Source organism: Mycobacterium sp. NPDC003449, from assembly GCF_053588415.1.
The window spans coordinates 1-17,614 of record NZ_JBSFPX010000091.1 but is presented as its reverse complement, the minus strand read 5'-3'; the positions used below and the strand labels follow the sequence as shown (position 1 = coordinate 17,614).

Annotated in this window: 17 protein-coding genes; all 17 read right to left on the bottom strand. The window is 69.2% G+C overall.

The window, feature by feature from the left end; genetic code table 11:
- Positions 1 to 68: 68 nt before the first annotated feature.
- The gene (gene dnaB, locus ACWDTP_RS21850; RefSeq protein ID WP_450023577.1) at positions 69 to 2,711 is read right to left on the bottom strand and encodes a replicative DNA helicase; all 2,643 of its coding nucleotides are present in this window, start codon (positions 2,709 to 2,711) and stop codon (positions 69 to 71) included.
- A gap of 519 nt (positions 2,712 to 3,230) precedes the next feature.
- A complete protein-coding gene (gene rplI / locus ACWDTP_RS21845) occupies positions 3,231 to 3,686 on the bottom strand; it encodes a 50S ribosomal protein L9 (protein ID WP_450023575.1) in 456 nt (151 codons plus the stop codon).
- Positions 3,687 to 3,697: 11 nt separating this feature from the next.
- Positions 3,698 to 3,958, bottom strand: coding sequence for a 30S ribosomal protein S18 (rpsR, locus tag ACWDTP_RS21840; protein ID WP_450023573.1), 261 nt, complete (start codon positions 3,956 to 3,958; stop codon positions 3,698 to 3,700).
- A 36-nt stretch (positions 3,959 to 3,994) separates the two neighbouring features.
- Positions 3,995 to 4,504 (bottom strand): single-stranded DNA-binding protein, encoded by a 510-nt coding sequence (locus ACWDTP_RS21835; RefSeq protein ID WP_450023571.1) that lies wholly within the window; start codon positions 4,502 to 4,504, stop codon positions 3,995 to 3,997.
- 99 nt (positions 4,505 to 4,603) lie between these two features.
- Positions 4,604 to 4,894, bottom strand: coding sequence for a 30S ribosomal protein S6 (gene rpsF, locus ACWDTP_RS21830; RefSeq protein ID WP_018603055.1), 291 nt, complete (start codon positions 4,892 to 4,894; stop codon positions 4,604 to 4,606).
- Between the two features lie 137 nt (positions 4,895 to 5,031).
- On the bottom strand, positions 5,032 to 5,856 hold the full coding sequence (locus ACWDTP_RS21825) for an inositol monophosphatase family protein (RefSeq protein ID WP_450023564.1): 825 nt from the start codon (positions 5,854 to 5,856) through the stop codon (positions 5,032 to 5,034).
- A complete protein-coding gene (locus tag ACWDTP_RS21820; RefSeq protein WP_450023562.1) occupies positions 5,853 to 7,052 on the bottom strand; it encodes an alpha-D-ribose 1-methylphosphonate 5-triphosphate diphosphatase in 1,200 nt (399 codons plus the stop codon). The genes ACWDTP_RS21825 and ACWDTP_RS21820 overlap by 4 nt, the downstream gene beginning before the upstream one ends.
- Positions 7,049 to 7,786 carry a phosphonate C-P lyase system protein PhnL gene (locus ACWDTP_RS21815; RefSeq protein WP_450023560.1) on the bottom strand — a complete coding sequence of 246 codons (738 nt, stop codon included), beginning with the start codon at positions 7,784 to 7,786 and terminating at the stop codon, positions 7,049 to 7,051. Before ACWDTP_RS21815 ends, ACWDTP_RS21820 begins: the two co-directional genes overlap by 4 nt.
- Positions 7,787 to 7,791: 5 nt before the next feature.
- Positions 7,792 to 9,609, bottom strand: a complete 1,818-nt coding sequence (locus ACWDTP_RS21810; RefSeq protein WP_450023558.1) for an alpha-D-ribose 1-methylphosphonate 5-phosphate C-P-lyase PhnJ — start codon at positions 9,607 to 9,609, stop codon at positions 7,792 to 7,794.
- Positions 9,606 to 10,724, bottom strand: coding sequence for a carbon-phosphorus lyase complex subunit PhnI (locus ACWDTP_RS21805; protein WP_450023556.1), 1,119 nt, complete (start codon positions 10,722 to 10,724; stop codon positions 9,606 to 9,608). The genes ACWDTP_RS21810 and ACWDTP_RS21805 overlap by 4 nt, the downstream gene beginning before the upstream one ends.
- A complete protein-coding gene (phnH, locus tag ACWDTP_RS21800; RefSeq protein WP_450023554.1) occupies positions 10,724 to 11,302 on the bottom strand; it encodes a phosphonate C-P lyase system protein PhnH in 579 nt (192 codons plus the stop codon). The genes ACWDTP_RS21805 and phnH overlap by 1 nt, the downstream gene beginning before the upstream one ends.
- Positions 11,299 to 11,733: a phosphonate C-P lyase system protein PhnG gene (locus ACWDTP_RS21795; protein ID WP_450023552.1), complete on the bottom strand. Its 435-nt coding sequence runs from the start codon at positions 11,731 to 11,733 to the stop codon at positions 11,299 to 11,301. Before ACWDTP_RS21795 ends, phnH begins: the two co-directional genes overlap by 4 nt.
- Entirely contained in the window at positions 11,730 to 12,479 is a 750-nt protein-coding gene (locus ACWDTP_RS21790; protein WP_450023550.1) for a GntR family transcriptional regulator, read from the bottom strand. The genes ACWDTP_RS21795 and ACWDTP_RS21790 overlap by 4 nt, the downstream gene beginning before the upstream one ends.
- Before the next feature lie 98 nt (positions 12,480 to 12,577).
- On the bottom strand, positions 12,578 to 14,212 hold the full coding sequence (gene phnE / locus ACWDTP_RS21785; RefSeq protein WP_450023548.1) for a phosphonate ABC transporter, permease protein PhnE: 1,635 nt from the start codon (positions 14,210 to 14,212) through the stop codon (positions 12,578 to 12,580).
- Positions 14,209 to 14,997 (bottom strand): phosphonate ABC transporter ATP-binding protein, encoded by a 789-nt coding sequence (phnC, locus tag ACWDTP_RS21780; RefSeq protein WP_450023546.1) that lies wholly within the window; start codon positions 14,995 to 14,997, stop codon positions 14,209 to 14,211. The genes phnE and phnC overlap by 4 nt, the downstream gene beginning before the upstream one ends.
- Positions 14,994 to 15,965 carry a phosphate/phosphite/phosphonate ABC transporter substrate-binding protein gene (locus ACWDTP_RS21775; protein ID WP_450023544.1) on the bottom strand — a complete coding sequence of 324 codons (972 nt, stop codon included), beginning with the start codon at positions 15,963 to 15,965 and terminating at the stop codon, positions 14,994 to 14,996. Before ACWDTP_RS21775 ends, phnC begins: the two co-directional genes overlap by 4 nt.
- Positions 15,966 to 16,123: 158 nt before the next feature.
- On the bottom strand, positions 16,124 to 17,614 hold a 1,491-nt coding region (locus tag ACWDTP_RS21770), incomplete at its 5' end, for a glycosyltransferase family 87 protein (protein ID WP_450023542.1).

Sequence of the window (17,614 nt, the reverse complement as noted above, 5' to 3'; positions counted from 1 at the left end):
CGTTGTTAAACAAATTAGGGCCCCGCTTGTCAATCTCCGATGGATCTCGATAACAGCCGCCGCCGCACTTATCGCGCCATATTTGCGAATCGTGACAAATGCAATTGATGAGCAACTGTAATTGTCGCGGTAGGACCATTTCTGTGCTTGCCGAGAATAATGTCAGCTTCACCACCACGAGGGTCTTCACGATCAAATGCGTCAGGCCTGTGCAAAAGCATTACCATATCCGCATCCTGTTCCAAGCTACCGCTTTCGCGCAGGTCAGAGACTTGTGGACGCTTATCTGTCCGCTGTTCTGGTCCACGGTTAAGCTGACTAATTGCCACCACTGGAACGTCTAATTCTTTTGCCATCAATTTAAGGCTACGCGAGAAGTCCGACACTTCCTGCTGGCGTGATTCGTACTTCTTGCCCGAGCTCATCAGCTGCATGTAGTCGACCACGACCAGTCGCAGATCCGCCTTCTGCGCGAGCCGTCGGCCTTTGGCCCGGATCTCCATCATGGTCAGGTTGGGTGAGTCGTCGATGAACAGCGGGGCCTCGCTGATCTCGCTCATCCGCCGGGCTAGCCGGGTCCAGTCGTCGTCGCTCATCCGACCCGAACGCATATCGCCCAGTTTGATTTTCGCCTCGGCCGACAGCAGCCGCATGACGATCTCGGACTTGCTCATCTCCAGGGAGAAGATGACGCTGGCCATCTGGTGCTTGATCGAGCAGGACCGCATGAAGTCCAGGCCGAGGGTGGAGTTGTGAGTCGGCACCATTGCTCGACTCGCAAGATACATGTGCGATGCGTTGTCGACCTCAACGCACCGCACCGGCACACTGTCAACACGGCGGACATCAACGATGAAACGGGAACTCGAGCGGGACGTGCCCGCACACTTCCGGCGCTCTTTGTGTAGCAATGCCTTACGGTGCAGCCCGAAGACTTCATCGGATGTCGAAAAGGTGATGGTGAATGACGTCGACGATGACTCGGTGCGACCCTTGACTCGCTTGGTCGACGTCTGGCACCTGTACCCCAGGCTGACCACGAGCTCAGCGAAGTCCCTCGCAAGCCGCTTGTTCGTCACGGCGAACTGCACCGCCCCTCCAGCGGTAACCGTTCCATCGGTGTCCAGCAGGCCCGCGAGGAGCGCTCTACGCTGCGTCTCTGAAGCTCGAAGGTACTCTGCCGGAATGTGTTTGGCGCCCAGCACGCCAACCGTCCGCAAGCGCGCCTGCAGCGTCCCCACCGTGTTTCGGCACGCCTGGCACAGTCGCAGCCCGCACGACGGTGCGCCGCATGCCGAACACTGCGGGGCGGGCGCCGGTTCAGATACAAATCGAGCACGCCCGCCGCAACTGCGACCGCACGTACGTACCTGACTGGTGAGCGGTACAAACTCGACACCGCAGACCACACAGGATCGCGAAGCAACGCCAGGCTCTTCAGCAAGCTGTATTCGATAGCGGTACTGCGCAGAATCCGACTTGCGAGTTACCAGTCCTTCGGCCTCGATGCGGACGATAATCTCGGGATCCGCTGTCGTGATTTGCGCGGCTGCTGACGTTCCGTCTCCCAGCCATGCGCCCATCGTGTACGGCGGGACCAGAAGGTCGCGCTCCTCCCCCTGGATGGCCGCAGTGTTGGTTACCGAATGATTCAGCCGCCGGTCTGCAGTCTCGCAACGCAACGAGTCTGCAATCTCCGTGGTGGTGCGTACGGCCGCAAACGTCCGCTGATTCCTATAACCGTTGTAACCCGTCGCCGCAGACTGTGCCGATCGCTTCGAGGCCCTCGTCTCCGTAAGCCACTGATGCTGCGCATCGGCGACGATCACTGTCCCGTCGGAGAACTCGACCTCGTAGCAGGGCCGGCCGAGCATCACCTCGGTGGCGGCCAGCACCCGGGTCGGCTCGCCGTCGGCGCCGAGGAGCGTGTCGCCCACAGCGACATCGCCCATCGTGGTCCACCCGGCGGGCGTCGGCAGGGGGGTGTCGAGCGCGAGCGCCTTCCCCACACCGGGCCGCGCGGCGATGATGACCATCTGCCCGGCGTGCAGCCCGTTGGTCACCTCGTCGAGTTCGGTGAAGCCGGTCGGCACACCGCGCGCGATCCCGCCCTGCGAGGCGATGGCGTCGATCTCGTCCATCGTCGGCTGCAGCAGGTCCTCCAGCGGCACGAAGTCCTCGGAGGCCCGCCGTTCGGTGACGTCGTAGATCTCGGCCTGCGCCCGGTCCACCACATCGGTGACGTCGGCGCCGTCGGCGCCGGCGTAGCCGTACTGCACGACGCGGGTCCCGGCCTCCACCAGTCGGCGCAGCAGCGCCTTCTCGGCCACGATGCCGGCGTAGAAACCCGCGTTGGCCGCGGTCGGAACGGTGGAGATCAGGGTGTGCAGATACGGTGCCCCGCCGATGCGGCGCAGCAGCCCGCGGCGGTCGAGTTCGGCGGCCACCGTGACGGCGTCGGCGGGCTCACCGCGCCCGTACAGGTCGAGGATCGCGTCGTAGACGTTCTGGTGCGCGGGCCGGTAGAAGTCGCCGGGACGCAGCCGCTCCAACACATCGGCGATGGCGTCCTTGGACAGCAGCATGCCGCCAAGCACCGCCTGCTCGGCAGCCATGTCCTGTGGGGGCTGCCGGCCGAAATCCTCACTCGGCGGCGGCCCGTCCATGTCCGCACGGCCATCCGGATGCCCCAGGTCGTCCACGACTGCCACGGACTCCCCACCCCCTCCGAGACATAGCTCGAACGTCTATTCGAAACGGCACTGCAACTGTAAGGCAAGGTCCCGACAGATTCCGGAACGACTCGCGGCAGCTTACGGTAGACGTTGCTGGCGGCCCCCGAAAGTCACCCTGTTGATGATCCTGTGGATGGCATGGGGATATCTCTGTGGACGCATGCTGCGGTCCTGGGGAGAACCTGTGCATTACTTCGCGATGAGAAGATGTATTGCCTGATCAGAGCGGCAACAGGGCGGTGGAAAACTGTGGATGGGAAGTTGTACGGCGTGTCGTCGCGGGTTGCCGTCTCGGGCGTGTTGTGTTGCACCCAGGAGCCGTGAAGGTTAACGGATGGTTAGGTTCGCTGTCCACATTTTCCCTCACGGTGTTCGCCAGCGGACACAGCAACGCCCGGGCGAGACCCCTCTCGGGGCCCCACCCGGGCGGATGAACTGCTGACGGTACTAGACCGCGGCCACTCGCGGTGGCCTACCGGCTACCTATTCGGCTCGCTATTCCGCGATGACGTTCAGCGACACCTGGGCCTCGACCCCGGTGTGCAGCCGAACGGTCACTGGGTGCGTGCCGACGGACTTGATGTGCGCCTTGGGCAGCTGGACCGTGCGCTTGTCCAGGTTCGGCCCACCGGCCTTCTTGATGACGGCGACGACGTCGGCCGCGGTCACCGAACCGAACAGCTTGCCGGTGTCGGCGGCCGCGTGAACGGGCAGCGAAACCTCGCCAAGCCCCTCCAGCGCGGTCTTGAGCTCGTTGGCGTGCTCGACACCGCGGACCTCTTTGCTCTCCCGGGCCCGGCGGATCTCGTCGGCCTGACGCTCGGCGCCACGGCTGGCCACGATGGCCAGCCCGCGCGGCAGCAGGTAGTTGCGGCCGTAGCCGTCCTTGACCTCGACGGCGTCCCCGGCGATACCGAGGTGCTCGACCTCAGCGGTGAGAATCAGCTTCATGTGTCTGCCCCCTACCGCGTCGACGAACCGAACGGCAGCAGAGCCACCTCGCGGGCGTTCTTGACCGCGACGGCAACGTCGCGCTGGTGCTGGACACAGTTGCCGGTCACCCGGCGGGCGCGGATCTTGCCGCGCTCGCTGATGTAGGTGCGCAGCAGCGCGGTGTCCTTGTAGTCGATGTTCTGCCCCTTGCCCTTCTTGGAGCAGAACACGCATTTACGGGTCTTGACCGGCTTTTCCGGTGCCGGCCGACGCTTGTTGGTCTTGGCCATTGGTTATCTCTCTCTTGCAAAAATTTTCGATGTTGATCAGAAGGGCGGCTCGTCGTCGCCGCCGCTGAACGAACCCGACGCCGGGGCACTGCCCCACGGATCGTCCTGTTTGGGCTCGGACTGGCGGGCTGCGCCACCGCCACCACCGCCGCCGCCGAAGCCGCCGCCCCCGCCGCCGCTGCGGCTGGCCTTGTTGACCTTGGCCGTGGCGTACCGCAGGGACGGGCCGATCTCGTCGACCTCAAGCTCGACAACCGTGCGCTTCTCACCCTCGCGGGTCTCGAAGGACCGCTGCTTGAGCCGTCCCTGAACGACGACCCGCGCACCGCGGGTGAGGCTTTCGGCCACGTTCTCGGCGGCCTCACGCCAGATGTTGCACCGCAGGAACAGCGCCTCGCCGTCCTTCCACTCACCGCTCTGGCGGTCGTAGATGCGCGGGGTCGACGCCACGGTGAAATTGGCGACGGCCGCTCCGGACGGAGTGAAACGCAATTCCGGGTCAGCGGTCAGGTTTCCGACAACGGTGATGGTGGTGTCACCAGCCACGAGATCCTCCTGGGCAGGGTTGGACGCTCTTCGAGCAAGCGCTCACGGGTGCAGTCTTTTGGCGCGAGCCTACGCAGCGACGCCGACGACTTACAGCCTTTAGTGCTTGTCGGTCCGCATCACCTTGGTGCGCAGCACCGACTCGTTCAGGTTGAGCTGACGGTCGAGCTCGGACACCGTGGCGGGCTCGGCCTTGACGTCGACGACGGCGTAGATGCCCTCGGCGTGCTTGGCGATCTCGTAGGCCAGCCGGCGACGGCCCCAGATGTCGACCTTGTCGACAGATCCGCCATCCTTGCGGATGACATTGAGGAACGTCTCCAGCGACGGAGCTACGGTGCGCTCGTCAAGAGTGGGGTCGAGAATGACCATGATTTCGTATGGACGCATTAGAACCTCATCACCTCCTATGGTCGTCGCGGCCACGGCGGATTCCGTGGCAGGAGGGTCGCCTGCGTCGGCAACCGGGCCAGGCTACCCGATGGTGACCTGAGCTGCGAAATCCAGCCCGCAGGCGCACCGGTGCGTCACGACCGGTCCCGGGCCAGCGTGTCGGCGAGCTCCTCGGCCAGCGCGGGTGTCGCGGCCACCACCCCCGACCAGCGCCGGCTCAGGTCGGGGTCGATCTCCAGCGGCCTGCCCCGCACATCAAGGACGGCCCCACCCGCCGCGGGCACCATCACCATCGCGGCGGCCAGATCCATGATCCGGTGGGTGTCGGACCCGGCGTCGGCGAACGCGTCGGTCGAGCCCTCCGCGACCAGCGCCGCCTCCAGGCAGCTGGTGGACAGGATGCGCACCCGCGCGGCCCGCCGGGCCACCCGCCACCACGCGGCGTCGTCCTCGCCGTGCGGACGCAGCAGGCTCACCGCGGCCCCGTCGAGGCGGGTGCGGCCGGAGGTGCGGTAGCCCACCGGCTGACCCGCCACCGCATGCCAGCAGCGGCCGGTGTCGAACCAGCAGGTGAGCGCCTCGGTGGCGACGCCGTCCACGGCCACCACCCCGGCGAACGCCGACAACGGCACCCCGGCCGCGGCGTTCGCGGTGCCGTCGACCGGATCCACCACCAGGGTCACCGCCGACCCGTTGTCGACGACGCCGATCTCCTCGCTGAGCAGGTTCACCCGGTGCCGGTTCACCACCTCGGCGACCGCGGTGTCGACGAGGATGTCGAGCCGCATGGTCGGGGTGCCGTCGGCACCGATCTGGACTTTCTCGGCCAGGCCCGCGCGGTCGTACTGGGCGCGGGCCGCCCCGAATGCATGCGCCGCGGCACGGGCCGCATCGGCCAGCGCCGGGTGGGTGCCCGCGGGCACCTGCGGTTCGGGCACCGGCCAGTCGATGCGGGTCACCGGGCACTCTCCAGCACCGAATGCACCACGGGCCAACGACTTCCCGCGGCGATGAGCACCAGGTCCGCGCGCAGACCAACCACCAGCCGGCCCCGGTCGGACAGCCCGGCCACCTCGGCCGGGCCCGAGGTCACCAGCCCCATGGCGGCGGCCAGGTCCATCCGGTGGTCCTCGATCAGCGAGAACACCGCCGCCAGCAGACTCGACGGCAGGTAGTCCGAGGCGATCGAGGTGACCAAACCGCGGCCGATCAACTCACGGCCCGACGCGTTTCCGTTGTGCGAGCTGCCCCGCAACACATTCGGTGCACCCATCACCACCGGTAACCCGCGGTCCCGGGCGGCCTGTGCCGCGGCCAGGGTGGTGGGGAACTCCGCGACGGCGCCGCCGCGGCCCACCAGCTCGTCGACCTCGCTCTCCGACGTCAGGTCGTGGCCCAGCAGCCGGATCCGCCCGGCCCGTGCCTGCTCGGCCAGCCAGGCCATCGCGTCCTCACGCATCCCGAGCCGCCCCTCGCGTTCGGCGACCAACTCGTCGACGTGGGCGACCGCCTCCCGCTCCGACATGCCGCGGGCGCCCATCAGGTAACGCTCGTAGTAGGACCGGTCGGCGTACTGCCCCTGCCCTGGCGTGTGGTCCTCGTGGGAGACCAGGGCCGTCCCGGTGGCTGTGGCCAACCGGTCCTGCAGCGCGGCAAGGCCTTCGGCGCTGCGGACGTCGAGGCGGTACAGGATCCGGTGATCCACCGGGCCGCCGTCGGCGCGGGCCTCGACGGTGGCGCAGAACAACTCGGCGGCCGCCACGGTGCGCGGGGTGCCGCGCAGCCGGCTCTCCTCGAACCCGGCGCCGTGGAACGCCGTCGTCACACCCGCGGCCCGCAGCTTGCCCTCGAACGACAACATCGCGAACTCGATCGGCAACTCGGCACCCGGACGCGGCAACCGCTCCTTCTCCAGCCCGTCGCTGTGGGTGTCGACCAGACCGGGAATGCACAGCAGCCCGTCACCGTCCACGTCGGCCGACACGCCGGGCCGGTGCGGCTCGACCGCGGCGATCGCCCCGTCCCGCACCGCCACCACGGCATCGTCGATCACGCTGCCGGGCAACACTGCCCGCACGTGGCCTAGCACATAGTCGGCCGGCGGCGCCGCCAGCGGCCAGTGCCGCACAGTCCTCTCGAACATTTCGGTCGTCATGACACTCCTTCGAGGATCTCGGCCGGCACACCGTCCTGCACGATGCGTCCGTCACGCATGAGCACCACCCGGGATGCCAACCGCCGCATCGCATCCAGATCGTGAAAGACCGCGAGCACCGCGACCCCCTGCGCGGTCAGGGCCGCGATCAGCTCGAGGGCCGCTTCGCGGTTGGCCGGGTCGAGCGCGGACACCGGTTCGTCCAGCAGCAGCAGCCGCGGCGGGCGCACCGTGCCTGCTGCCAGGTTGACCCGCTGCCGCTCGCCCCCGGAGAGCACCGAGCAGTCCACATCCCACAGCGCCTCGTCGAGGTTGAGCCGCCGCAGCGCGTCGCCCGCCGCCTCCCGGGCCTCGGCCCGGTCGACGCCACGGCGACGGGCGGTCGCCGCCACGAACTCCAGCGGACCGGTCCGCGGCGGGGCGATCAGAAACTGTGACACATAACCGAATTCGCGGCCTCGGATCCTCGCCATCGCCCGGTCCGAGAGCTCGGTGAGGGCGACCTCGTCGCCGGGGCCGGTGCGCAGTACGACCGAGCCGGCGTCCGGCAGGTAGGTGCGGTTGAGGCAGCGCAGCAGCGACGACTTCCCCGCCCCGCTCGGGCCGGCCAGCGCGACGTGCTCACCGGCCCCCACATCGAGGTCCACCCCGTGCAGCGAATCCACGACGCGACCGTCGATGGTGTGCAGCGTGAACGATTTGCGCAGTGCGCGCACGGACAGCACCGGTGCCACCGCGATCACCTCCTGGCCGCGGCGACCAGCCGCTGGGTGTAGGGATGGTGCGGATCGTGGAACAGCTGATCGGTCAGGCCCCGCTCGATCACCCGGCCCAGCTGCATGACCATGGTGCGGTCGGTCAGCGCCTCGATCACCGAGAAATCGTGGCTCACCACCACCGCGGCGACGTTGCGCTCGGACAGCAGCCCGCGCAACAGGTCCAGCACCCCGGCCGCCACCGACGCGTCCAGCCCGGTGGTCGGCTCGTCGAGCAGCACCACGGGCGGTTCGGTGGCCAGCGCCTTGGCGATCTGCACGCGCTGGCGCATCCCGCCCGAGAAGGTGCCGACCGCATCGTCCATCCGGGACAGCGGAACCTCCACCCGCTCAAGCAGTTCGGCGGCCCGGTTGCGGATGTCGTGGTAGCTGCGCCACCCGGCCGCGGTGAGCCGCTCGGCGATGTTGCCACCCGCGCTGACCCGCAGGTCGAGACCGTCGGCGGGGTTCTGGTGCACCACGGCCATCCCGTCCACCCGCAGCCGCCGCCGCTGCGCGTCGGGCAGCGTCAACAGGTCGGTGACCCCGTCGTCCACGGTGGCCAGGTGCACCGCGCCCGCGGTGGCGCGCTCTTTGCCGATGACACACGACAATACGGTCGACTTCCCGGACCCGGACTCGCCGATCACGCCGAGCGCCTCGCCGGGCGCCACATCGAAGGACACGTCCCAGGCGGCCACGATCGCACCGGTGCTCGGGCTCACCGCGGTGCCGTATTCGGGGCCGGTGCCCGCCACCGCATACACCCCACCGGTGCCGTGCACCTTGCCGATCGAATCGACCCGCAGCATCCATTCGGGGCTGCCGGCCGGGACCTCGCGGCGCGGGATCGGGCGCTGCCGCGCAGTGGTATCGGCCCCGGCCCGCCGACCCGGGTCGGGCAGCAGGTGCAGCGGGGCCCGCTCGCGGTGCGCCGCCTCGTCGACGTCGCCGGCCCGCACCCGGGCACACCATTCGGTGTCGCTGCAGACGAATCCGCCCGCCGGGCCGCCCTCCACCAGGAACACGTCGTCGCTGCCGCACAACCGGCACGCCGCGCCGGCGCTGTACTCCACCTCGAACGGGACGTCGTCGAACGTCAGCGGCAGCACGTCGGTGTGCGGTGGGACGGCGTAGATCCGCTTCTCCCGGCCCGCGCCGAACAGGTTGATCTGCCTGCTGCGGTGCAGCCGCGGCACATCCCAGCGCGGGATGGGCGTCGTGGCCATCACATAGCGCCCGGCGACCAGCACCGGATAGCCCGTGGTGCGGATGATCATGCCGTTGCGCACGATGTCCTCATACAGGCTCACCCACATCGCGGCGTAGTCGTTGTCGGCGTGCATGCGGGCGCACTCGGCCACCGACTTCTGCACCCTGCGCAGCGGCTCGGGCACCGGCACCTGATACACCAGCAGGTCACCCGCCGACAACGCCTCCTCGGGAACCCGGTGGCGGGTCTGCACCACGGTGGCCTCCCTGGTGTCCGCCGACTCCGAACACCCTGTGGTGGCGGCGATCAGGCGGCGCAGGTTGGTGGCGTTGACGCCGCCGTCGTCGCCCTGATCGATGACCTTCACGGTGTCCTGGGCGCCGATCACCGACAGGGTCACCTGCAGGCCGCCCGAACCCCAGCCCCGCGCCACCGGCATCTCCCGCGACCCGAACGGCACCTGGTAGCCGGGCACACACACCGCGGTCAGCACCGCCCGGCGGATCTCGCGTTTACCGCTCTCGTCGAGGATGCCCGCGGGCGCGTCGTCCTCGGACAACCCGGTCAGCAGGTCGGCTGTGGTGGTCATTCGCAATCCCTTCCGGCCGGCTCGGGCACCCGCACGGTCCTGGCGTCCCCGGCGGCCAGCGCGGCCTGCAACGCCTGCTTGCGTTCCACCATCGAGCGGAACGTCACGTAGTGCGGCAGCTTCAGATGCTCGAGGAAGCCGCCCGAGTCCAGCCCGTCGGTGGTCAGCAACAGCAGCTGCTCCAACGGCCCGGTCCGGCCGAACCGGCGGTTGGCGATATCCAGGTTGGCCATCGCGATGGCTTTACGTTCGTTGTGCCCAAAGCACATTCCGTAACCGACGTCGAACCGGCTGCGGTCCTCCTCGGCACCGTCGAGGTCTTCGATGGCCTCGGCCTCGGTCACCCGGAACTCGCCGATCGTCACCGGCTCACCGGTGTGCGGATGCCGCACCTCCACCGGCAACCGGCCATGGCGCACCTCGCCGAGGGTGACCTCGTGGATGTCCCCGTCGGGTCCGAGGATCGACCGGTACCACAACGCGACCAGGGCACCCGTTTCGGCGCGGGCCATCGCCGCCAGCGCCGCCGAACGGGGCGCCGGGGGGCGGGGCGGAACCCGGGTGATGTCAAAGGGTTCCGGGTCGTCGCCGGTGCGGTGGTCGACGGCGAGGCCGGCCTCGCGCAGCAGGTCGAGGAACCGGCGCGGGCAGCGCTGCTGCGCGGTGCGCGGCTTGACCGCGGCCGCGGGCTCAGCCGAACCGGTGGCCGGGGCCCCGGCCGGCTGGTCGAGCAGCCTGCGGGTGTAATCGGTGGTGCGGCCCAGCAATTGGGGACCGTCGGGTTCGCGGAACGCGGGCACAATACGGCGCATGATCGTCATCCGGTCCGGGTCGACCGGTTCGCTCACCGCGAGCCGCGGCAGCGTCGACCGGTGCGCGCGCAACAGGTGCGCCGCCTCCAGCGGATCTCCTTCGGCCTGCCGCAGCGCCGCGGCGGCCGCCTCCTCGTCGAACAGCCCGGCCTCGCCCATCACCCGGTCCACGGCCAGCCGGAACCGGGCGACGATCTGGTCGGTGCCCGCCCACGGCACCGGCGCGTGATCGCGTGCGCGCCGCACCAGGTCCTCGGCGGCCAGGATCGCCTCCAGCCCGCCGCGCGCTCCCGAATAGCCCATCAGTTCTCCTCGATGATCGTTGTGGTGCGGGGTAATCCGACGATCCGGCCGTCGTCGGTGACCAGCAGGATGTCGATACCGGCCGGGTATCCGGCGACGGCGTCGGCGCGCGCGGCGACGAATCCGCCGGGCAGGCCAACGGGTGCCAGTTCGGCCGAACCGTCCACCCCGGGACCGGACAGGCTCCACCGGCGTGGGCCGCCGTGCACGTCGCGCACGCTCAACGCGGCCGTCGCCCCGTCCTCCGGCGTCTGCGCCGATCCGCGGCACAGACCCCGCACCTCGTCGTCGGTGACCTGCCGGACCGCGGCCACCAGCCGGGCCATCTCGGCGGGCCAGGTGGGTGCCGAGGTGGCGGTGGTGACGGCGTCCGCCCACCGCTCCCCCGGGTTTTCCAGCACGCACACGCCGGTGCTGAGATCGGCCAGCGCGAACACCGGGACCACCGCCGCGGGCAGCACGCCCAGCGCCGCGGCCGGCAGCGCCGTCGGGATGCCCGGCCGGGACAGGGCCGCCAGCACCGCGCGGAACACCCGCTGCGAATCCGCCGGGCGCAGCGCGGTGACGCTCGCCGTCATGAGAGTTCCTCGAATTCGACGATGGTGGGGGCGAGTTCGGCCCATTCGCGCTCGGCCTGCTCGGCCGCGCGGGCGGCGACCGCCTCGCACAGCGCGTCGATCTCGGCGGTCAACGGCCGTCCCGCCTGTGCCTCGGCATCGAGCACCGCCGCCGCCAGCACCGCGGCCCGGTCGTCGCCCAGGCGCATCGCCCAGCCCCGGTGCCCGCCCAGGTCCACCTCGGCGCGGCAGGCCAGGACGTCACCGAGCAGGAACCGTTGGCCGATCACCGGTTCCCGGACCTGGGTCGTGACGAATCCGACCTCGGGGGCCACCAGCACCCGCACGTCCACCCCGTCGGCCAGGCAGGCGTCGGCCAGCGCGCGCAACTCGGCCGCCTCGGCCCTGGCCAGCAGCCCGCAGCGCTCGGCGCGGCCCATTGGTTTCGTCAACTCAGCTCTCCTTGTCCTGAAATGTCCTCGGCGGCAGTGTCTTCGAGTTCCACCACCACCCGCACCGCGTCGACCCGGGTCCACGCGCTGCTACTGAGCAGCACCCGCGAGGTTTGCGCGTCCCGGCTGATGCTGTCGATCCGCCACACCGGAACGCTGGCCTCGATACCCAACGCCCGCAACACATCTGGCGGCGGGATGTCCACGCTGGCCCGGCACCAGGCCCGCACCGGCCGGGCACCGCCCAGTTGGCGCAGCACCAGGTCCACCGACTCGACGCTGTGCAGCGCGATGTCGAGGTCGGGCACGGCCACCACCGGGACCTGCTCCTCGGTCACCGACGCCAGCAGGTCGTCGATGAAGAAGTGCCGCACGATCCGATACATCGGGGTGCCCACCGGCCAGCCCAGCTGTTCGGAATCCGCGGCCGACAACCCGACCCGCTGCACCTCCTTGGTCTGGGCCCGCGGGGTCGCGCCGGCCGCGGTCACGGTCGCATGCCACGACGGCCGGCGGGTCCGCGAAATCACATAGTCGATGCGGCGGTTGACGAAGGTGCCCGCGCCCTGGATCCGGCGCACCAGCAGCCGGCGCTCCAGTTCCTGCAGGGCCGAGCGGGCCGCGGCCCGTCCCACCCCGAAACGATTGGCCAGCTCGGGCTCACTGGCCACCCTGGTCCCCGGCGGGCAACTGCGCAGCTCGCCGGCCAGTTGCTCGGCGATCTGCAGGTACCGCGTCGACGTCACACCACCACGGTGGCCCGCCGAGTTGTCCGGACAACCTCGCCGCCGCCAACGCGCACACTGCCGAAGGTGAACAATCCGAACAGTTGTCGCCCGGCGCATCAACTCAGCTCCCGGCGCAACCAGATCGCGAGGGCCTCGACCATCAGCACGGTCCCGAAGACCATCAGCAGGATCGTCGTGACCAGGCCGAATTCGAGGATCTGCGAGGCGCTGAGCAGGTCGAAGCCAATCCCGCCGGCACCCACGATGCCCAGCAGCGTGGCCGACCGGATGTTCACGTCGAGTTGGTAGAGCGCATGCCCCACGAAGGCGGGCGCGGCCTGCGGCAGGGTACCGGCGAAGAACACCTGCCAGCGGCCCGCCCCGGTCGCCCGGACGGCCTGCTCGGGCCCCGGGTCGATCTCCTCCAACGAATCCGCGACCAGCTTGCCGAGCAGACCGATCGCGCCGACACTGAGCGCCAGGGTGCCCGCGACCGCCCCCAGCCCGGTGATCACCACGAAGACCACCGCGAGGACGAGTTCGGGGACCCCACGGACCACGACCAGCACGATCCGGAAGGCCCGGGCAACACCAGGATTGGGCGCCACATTACGGGCGGCCAGGCAGCCCGCGGGGACGGCCAGCACGGCACCGATCAGGGTGGCGCCCAACGCGATCTTGACGGTCAGCCACAGATCCGACAGCAGCTGTCCGAAGATGCCCCCGGTGTCGGGCGGCCAGAACAGCCCGACGGTGTCACCCAGCCCGCCCAGCGAGTTCAGGAAATGAATCGGGTCGAGATCGGCGCCCCACGCCGAGACCAGCACCACCAGCACCGCCACCGCGCCGTACCCGGTACGGCGCCGCCGCGGGCCGGTCCACGGCGGACTGATCCGGTCCCCGGTGTGCAGGGCCGCGCCGCGTCCCGACGGCTCGCCGGTATCCCGCAGCAGGGTCCGCCGGATCGCCCCCGACATCAGCTCGACCAGGATGCACAACGCGAGAACCACAGCGGCCAGCGCCATTCCGCGCCGGTAGTCGAGTTCCTTGAAGGCGTTGGCCATGGCATAGCCCAGGCCGTCGACCCCGACGAAACCGAGCAGCACCGAGATTCGCAGGTTGATGTCGAGGCGGTGCAGCGCGGTGGCCACGAACGCCGGCAGCACCTGCGGCGCCACCCCGGAGATCAGTTCCTGACCGGGGCCCGCGCCACTCGCGCGGATCGCCGCGCGCGGGCCCTCGTCGATCTGCTCGATCGCGTCCGCGTAGAGCTTGCCGACCATACCCACCGAGTGCAGACCCATCGCCAGCACACCGGTCATCGCGCCCAGCCCGAAGACCCGGAAGAACACGATGGCCATCACCACATCCGGCACCGCCCTGGCCATCACGATCAGCGCCCTGGCACCGAACCGGGCACCGGCCGAGGGGGTGGTGTTGGCGGCGGCGAGCACCGCCAGCGGGATGCTGATGACCACCGAGAGAACGGTGGCCGACACCACGATCGACAACGTCTTGCCGGACAACGCCAGCAACTCACCGACGGGCGGAAAGTCCAGTGGCAGCATCCGTCCCGCGAAATCCACCGCGTTGCGGCCGCTGTCGACGAACGTCGCGACGTTGATCCGCAGGTCCACCACCGCCCAGCAGGCCACCGACACCAGCGCGATGAGCACCAGCAGGGCCGCCGCGCTGCTGCGCCGCGGGGCGGACAGCGTGCGCTGCGGTGCGGGCGTGGCGGTGGTGATCACGCAGGAGCGCCCGCGGCGACCAGTGGCCCGGCATCCACCTTGGCGTACACCGACATCGCGTCGTCGTGGTCCAGCCCGGCCACCGGGGTGTCGAGGACGACCCGCCCGGAGCGCAGCCCGATCACCCGGTCGCCCCAGCTCAACGCGAGCGCCACCTGATGCAGGCTGCACAGTACGGTCAGGCGTTGTTCGGTGCTGATCTCCCGGATCAGGGTCATCACCTGGGCCGCCGACTCGGGGTCCAGTGAGGCCACCGGCTCGTCGGCCAGCAGAATCTCCGGCCGCTGCATCAGCGCCCTGGCCACCGCCACCCGCTGCTGCTGGCCACCCGAGAGCGTGTCGGCGCGTTGAAAAGCCCGGTCCAGCAGGCCGACCCGGTCCAGTTGGGCCAAGGCCTCACGGCGCACCTGACGCGGATAGCAGAACAGGCCGAGCCGGGGCCAGCGCAGCCGGCCCAACGCTCCGGCGCAGACGTTCTCCAGCACGCTCAACGTGCCGACGAGATGGAACTGCTGGAACACGAACCCGATCCGGCGACGCAGACGGCGCAGCTCGACCCCGGACGCCCGGCCCACATCGGTCCCCAGCACGGTGATCGCGCCGGTGGTGGGCCGCTGCAACCCGTCGACGTGGCGCAGCAGGGTGGATTTCCCCGAGCCCGACAACCCGAGCAGCACCACGATCTCGCCGGGCGCCACACTGCACGAGACGTCGTCGAGGGCCCGGATCTCGCTGCCGAACTGTTTGGTGACACCGTCGAACCGGACCGCCGCGGCGCCGGTCACGACTGCCCCGCGCACTGCTTGGCCTGCGTGGTGGCACACACCTTGCGCACACCGTCGTAGAACGAGTTGTCCACCTTGGTGTAGCCCCAGTCCTGAGCGTCGTCGACGTATTTACATGTGGTGGCGCAGATCCCGTTCGCGTTCATGTAGTCGACGTTGGCCTTGTTCTGGAAGACGTCGGTGAGCGTGGCCTTCAGTTCGGGTGCGAGATCATCACTGATCGCCACCGGTGAGCCGGCGATCACCTCCGATTTCCACACCACGTCGAGCTGGCCCGGCTTGAGCTGGCCCTTGCCGGGCAGGATCGTGTCGACCATGACATCCTCGACGAAACCCGCGTCGCACTGGCCTTTGAGCACGGCCAACGCCGATGCGTCATGGCCGCCCGCCATCACCTGGGTGACGTCCTTGCCGGGGTCGATGCCCGCGTCGATCAGCGCCGCCGACGGGTAGAGGAAACCCGACGTCGAGTTCGGGTCGACGAAGCACACCTTCCTGCCCTTGAAGTCGGCGACGGAGGTGATGCCGGTGCCGGGCCGGGTGATGCCGTAGGAGCGATACCCGGGCACCGCACCCTTAGTGAGGGTCTGCGCGGCGATCGGGGTCGCCTTGACACCACTGTTGAGCGCGGTGACGAACGAGAACGGCCCGTACTGCGCGATGTCGACCTTGTCGGTGCGTTGGCCTTCGATGACGGCCGCGTAGCTGGTGGCGCTCTGGAAACGGATCTTCTTCCCGGTCTCCCTCTCCAGCAACGTGATCAGCGGCTGGTAGGCCTGCAGGAGGGTCTGCGCGTTCTCCGAGGGGATCGCGGCCAGCACCAGCTCTTCGGGGTTGCGGCCGCCGTCGGCCGCACCGCTACCCGCGCCGCTGGCGGTGTCGGCGCTCTGCCCGCACGCGGCCAGGGTCACCGCGGCCAGCCCGGCCACCGCGGCCCTGCCGAACCAACCTCGGGGAAAAGGGAACATCGGACTCTCCTTTCCGCCCGCAGGCGGATCGATCGGATGTCCAGATGCTTGTGCTGCCCGGTGCAGCCGAGGGGAAGGCGCGGTTACCGAACGGCGAACTCCAGCGGTGAATCGGCTGCAGACGACCGCACGACCGACACCGGCGGGCCGGTACCCGGCTAGCGCGCGGGCTCGGCGACCGGCTCGGGCGCGGGCTCGACCGCGACCCGGCGGGCCGACGGCCGCAGCCAGTCCGGCAGCCATCGCGGCGGGGCGTCGGGCGCGTTGTCGAACACCCCTCCGGTGGGGTCGTCGATGCGGCCGCCGAGGCGCACCAGATCGCGCTCCGGGCCGTAGATCTGGCGGATCACCAAGGCACACAACGCGATCACCGCGACGTCACGCAGCAGCACCGTGGTGGTGAACCATTCCTGGGGTAGGCCCTTGTTCTGCTCGCCGTAGAGATAGAGCATCCGGGGCACCCACACCAGCGCGTCGATCGTCATCCACGCCAACAGGATCCGGCGGTGCGGCAACGCCAGCACCGCCAGCGGCACCAGCCACAGCGAGAACTGCGGACTCCACACCTTGTTGGTCAACAGGAACGCCGCCACCACCAGGAAGGCCAACTGCGCGACGCGGGGCCGCTGCGGGGCGGTCAGCGCGATGTAGCCGATCGCGATGCAGCACGCCGCGAACAGCATCGCGGTCACGGCGTTGAGCACCGTCGGCGGCTGCCAGAATCCCAGATCCGTGTCGAATCCGGGCCACGTGGTGAACGACTTCACCACGTTGTAGAGCGAGTCCATATCGTCGCCGCGGCGGGTGTTGAGCCGGAAGAACTCCGACCAGCCCCGCGGAAACATCACCATGATCGGCAGATTCACCGCGAACCAGACCAGCACGGCCGTCGCCGCCGTCTTACCGACCTCGCGTAACCGCCCGGTGCGCAGGGCCAGAACCAGCAGCGGCCCCAGCAGCAGCAGCGGATACAGCTTGGCCGCCACCCCCAGCCCGATCATGGCGCCGGCCAGCGCCGGTCTTCGCCGGGCCCAGGCCAGCATCGCGGCGGCCGCGGCGGCCGTCGCCAGCGCGTCGAAGTTGGTGAAGATCTGGAAGATCACCAGCGGTGAGCCGGCCACCAGTGCGGCATCCCAGATCCGCCGGCCCGCCATTCGTGCGGTCGCCCAGATGGTGGCCAGCCAGGCCAGCGCCAGACCGAACGCCGAGATGTTGAAGAACATCACCACCTCGGCGACGACCGGGATCGAAACCAGTCTGGTCAGCGCGGTGTAGGTCTTGGCCAGCGACATCGACACGTACTGGTAGATCCCGGTGATCACCGGATACTCCATGTAGCGAATGGCCGGGCTGCCGTCGTACTGCTCCCGCGGCTTGCCGGTCGCGTCGTTCTCCAGCCAACTGGACTTGTAGGGAAACTTCCCCTGGTTCAACAACTCCGCGGTGTAGAGCGGCACCGTGTCGGAGTAGCACAGCTCGTAGTAGGCGCGGTTGTTCTCCCAGTTGGCGACCCGCTGACCGGCGTCGCCCGATCCGGTGCTCTGCAGGCAGGCGGCCTTGGTGGTGTAGCCGAGCGCCAGAAACACCACCGCGATCACGAACATCACCCGCAGCGGCGTCATGAACCGCGCCCGCCCGATCAGCGCGTG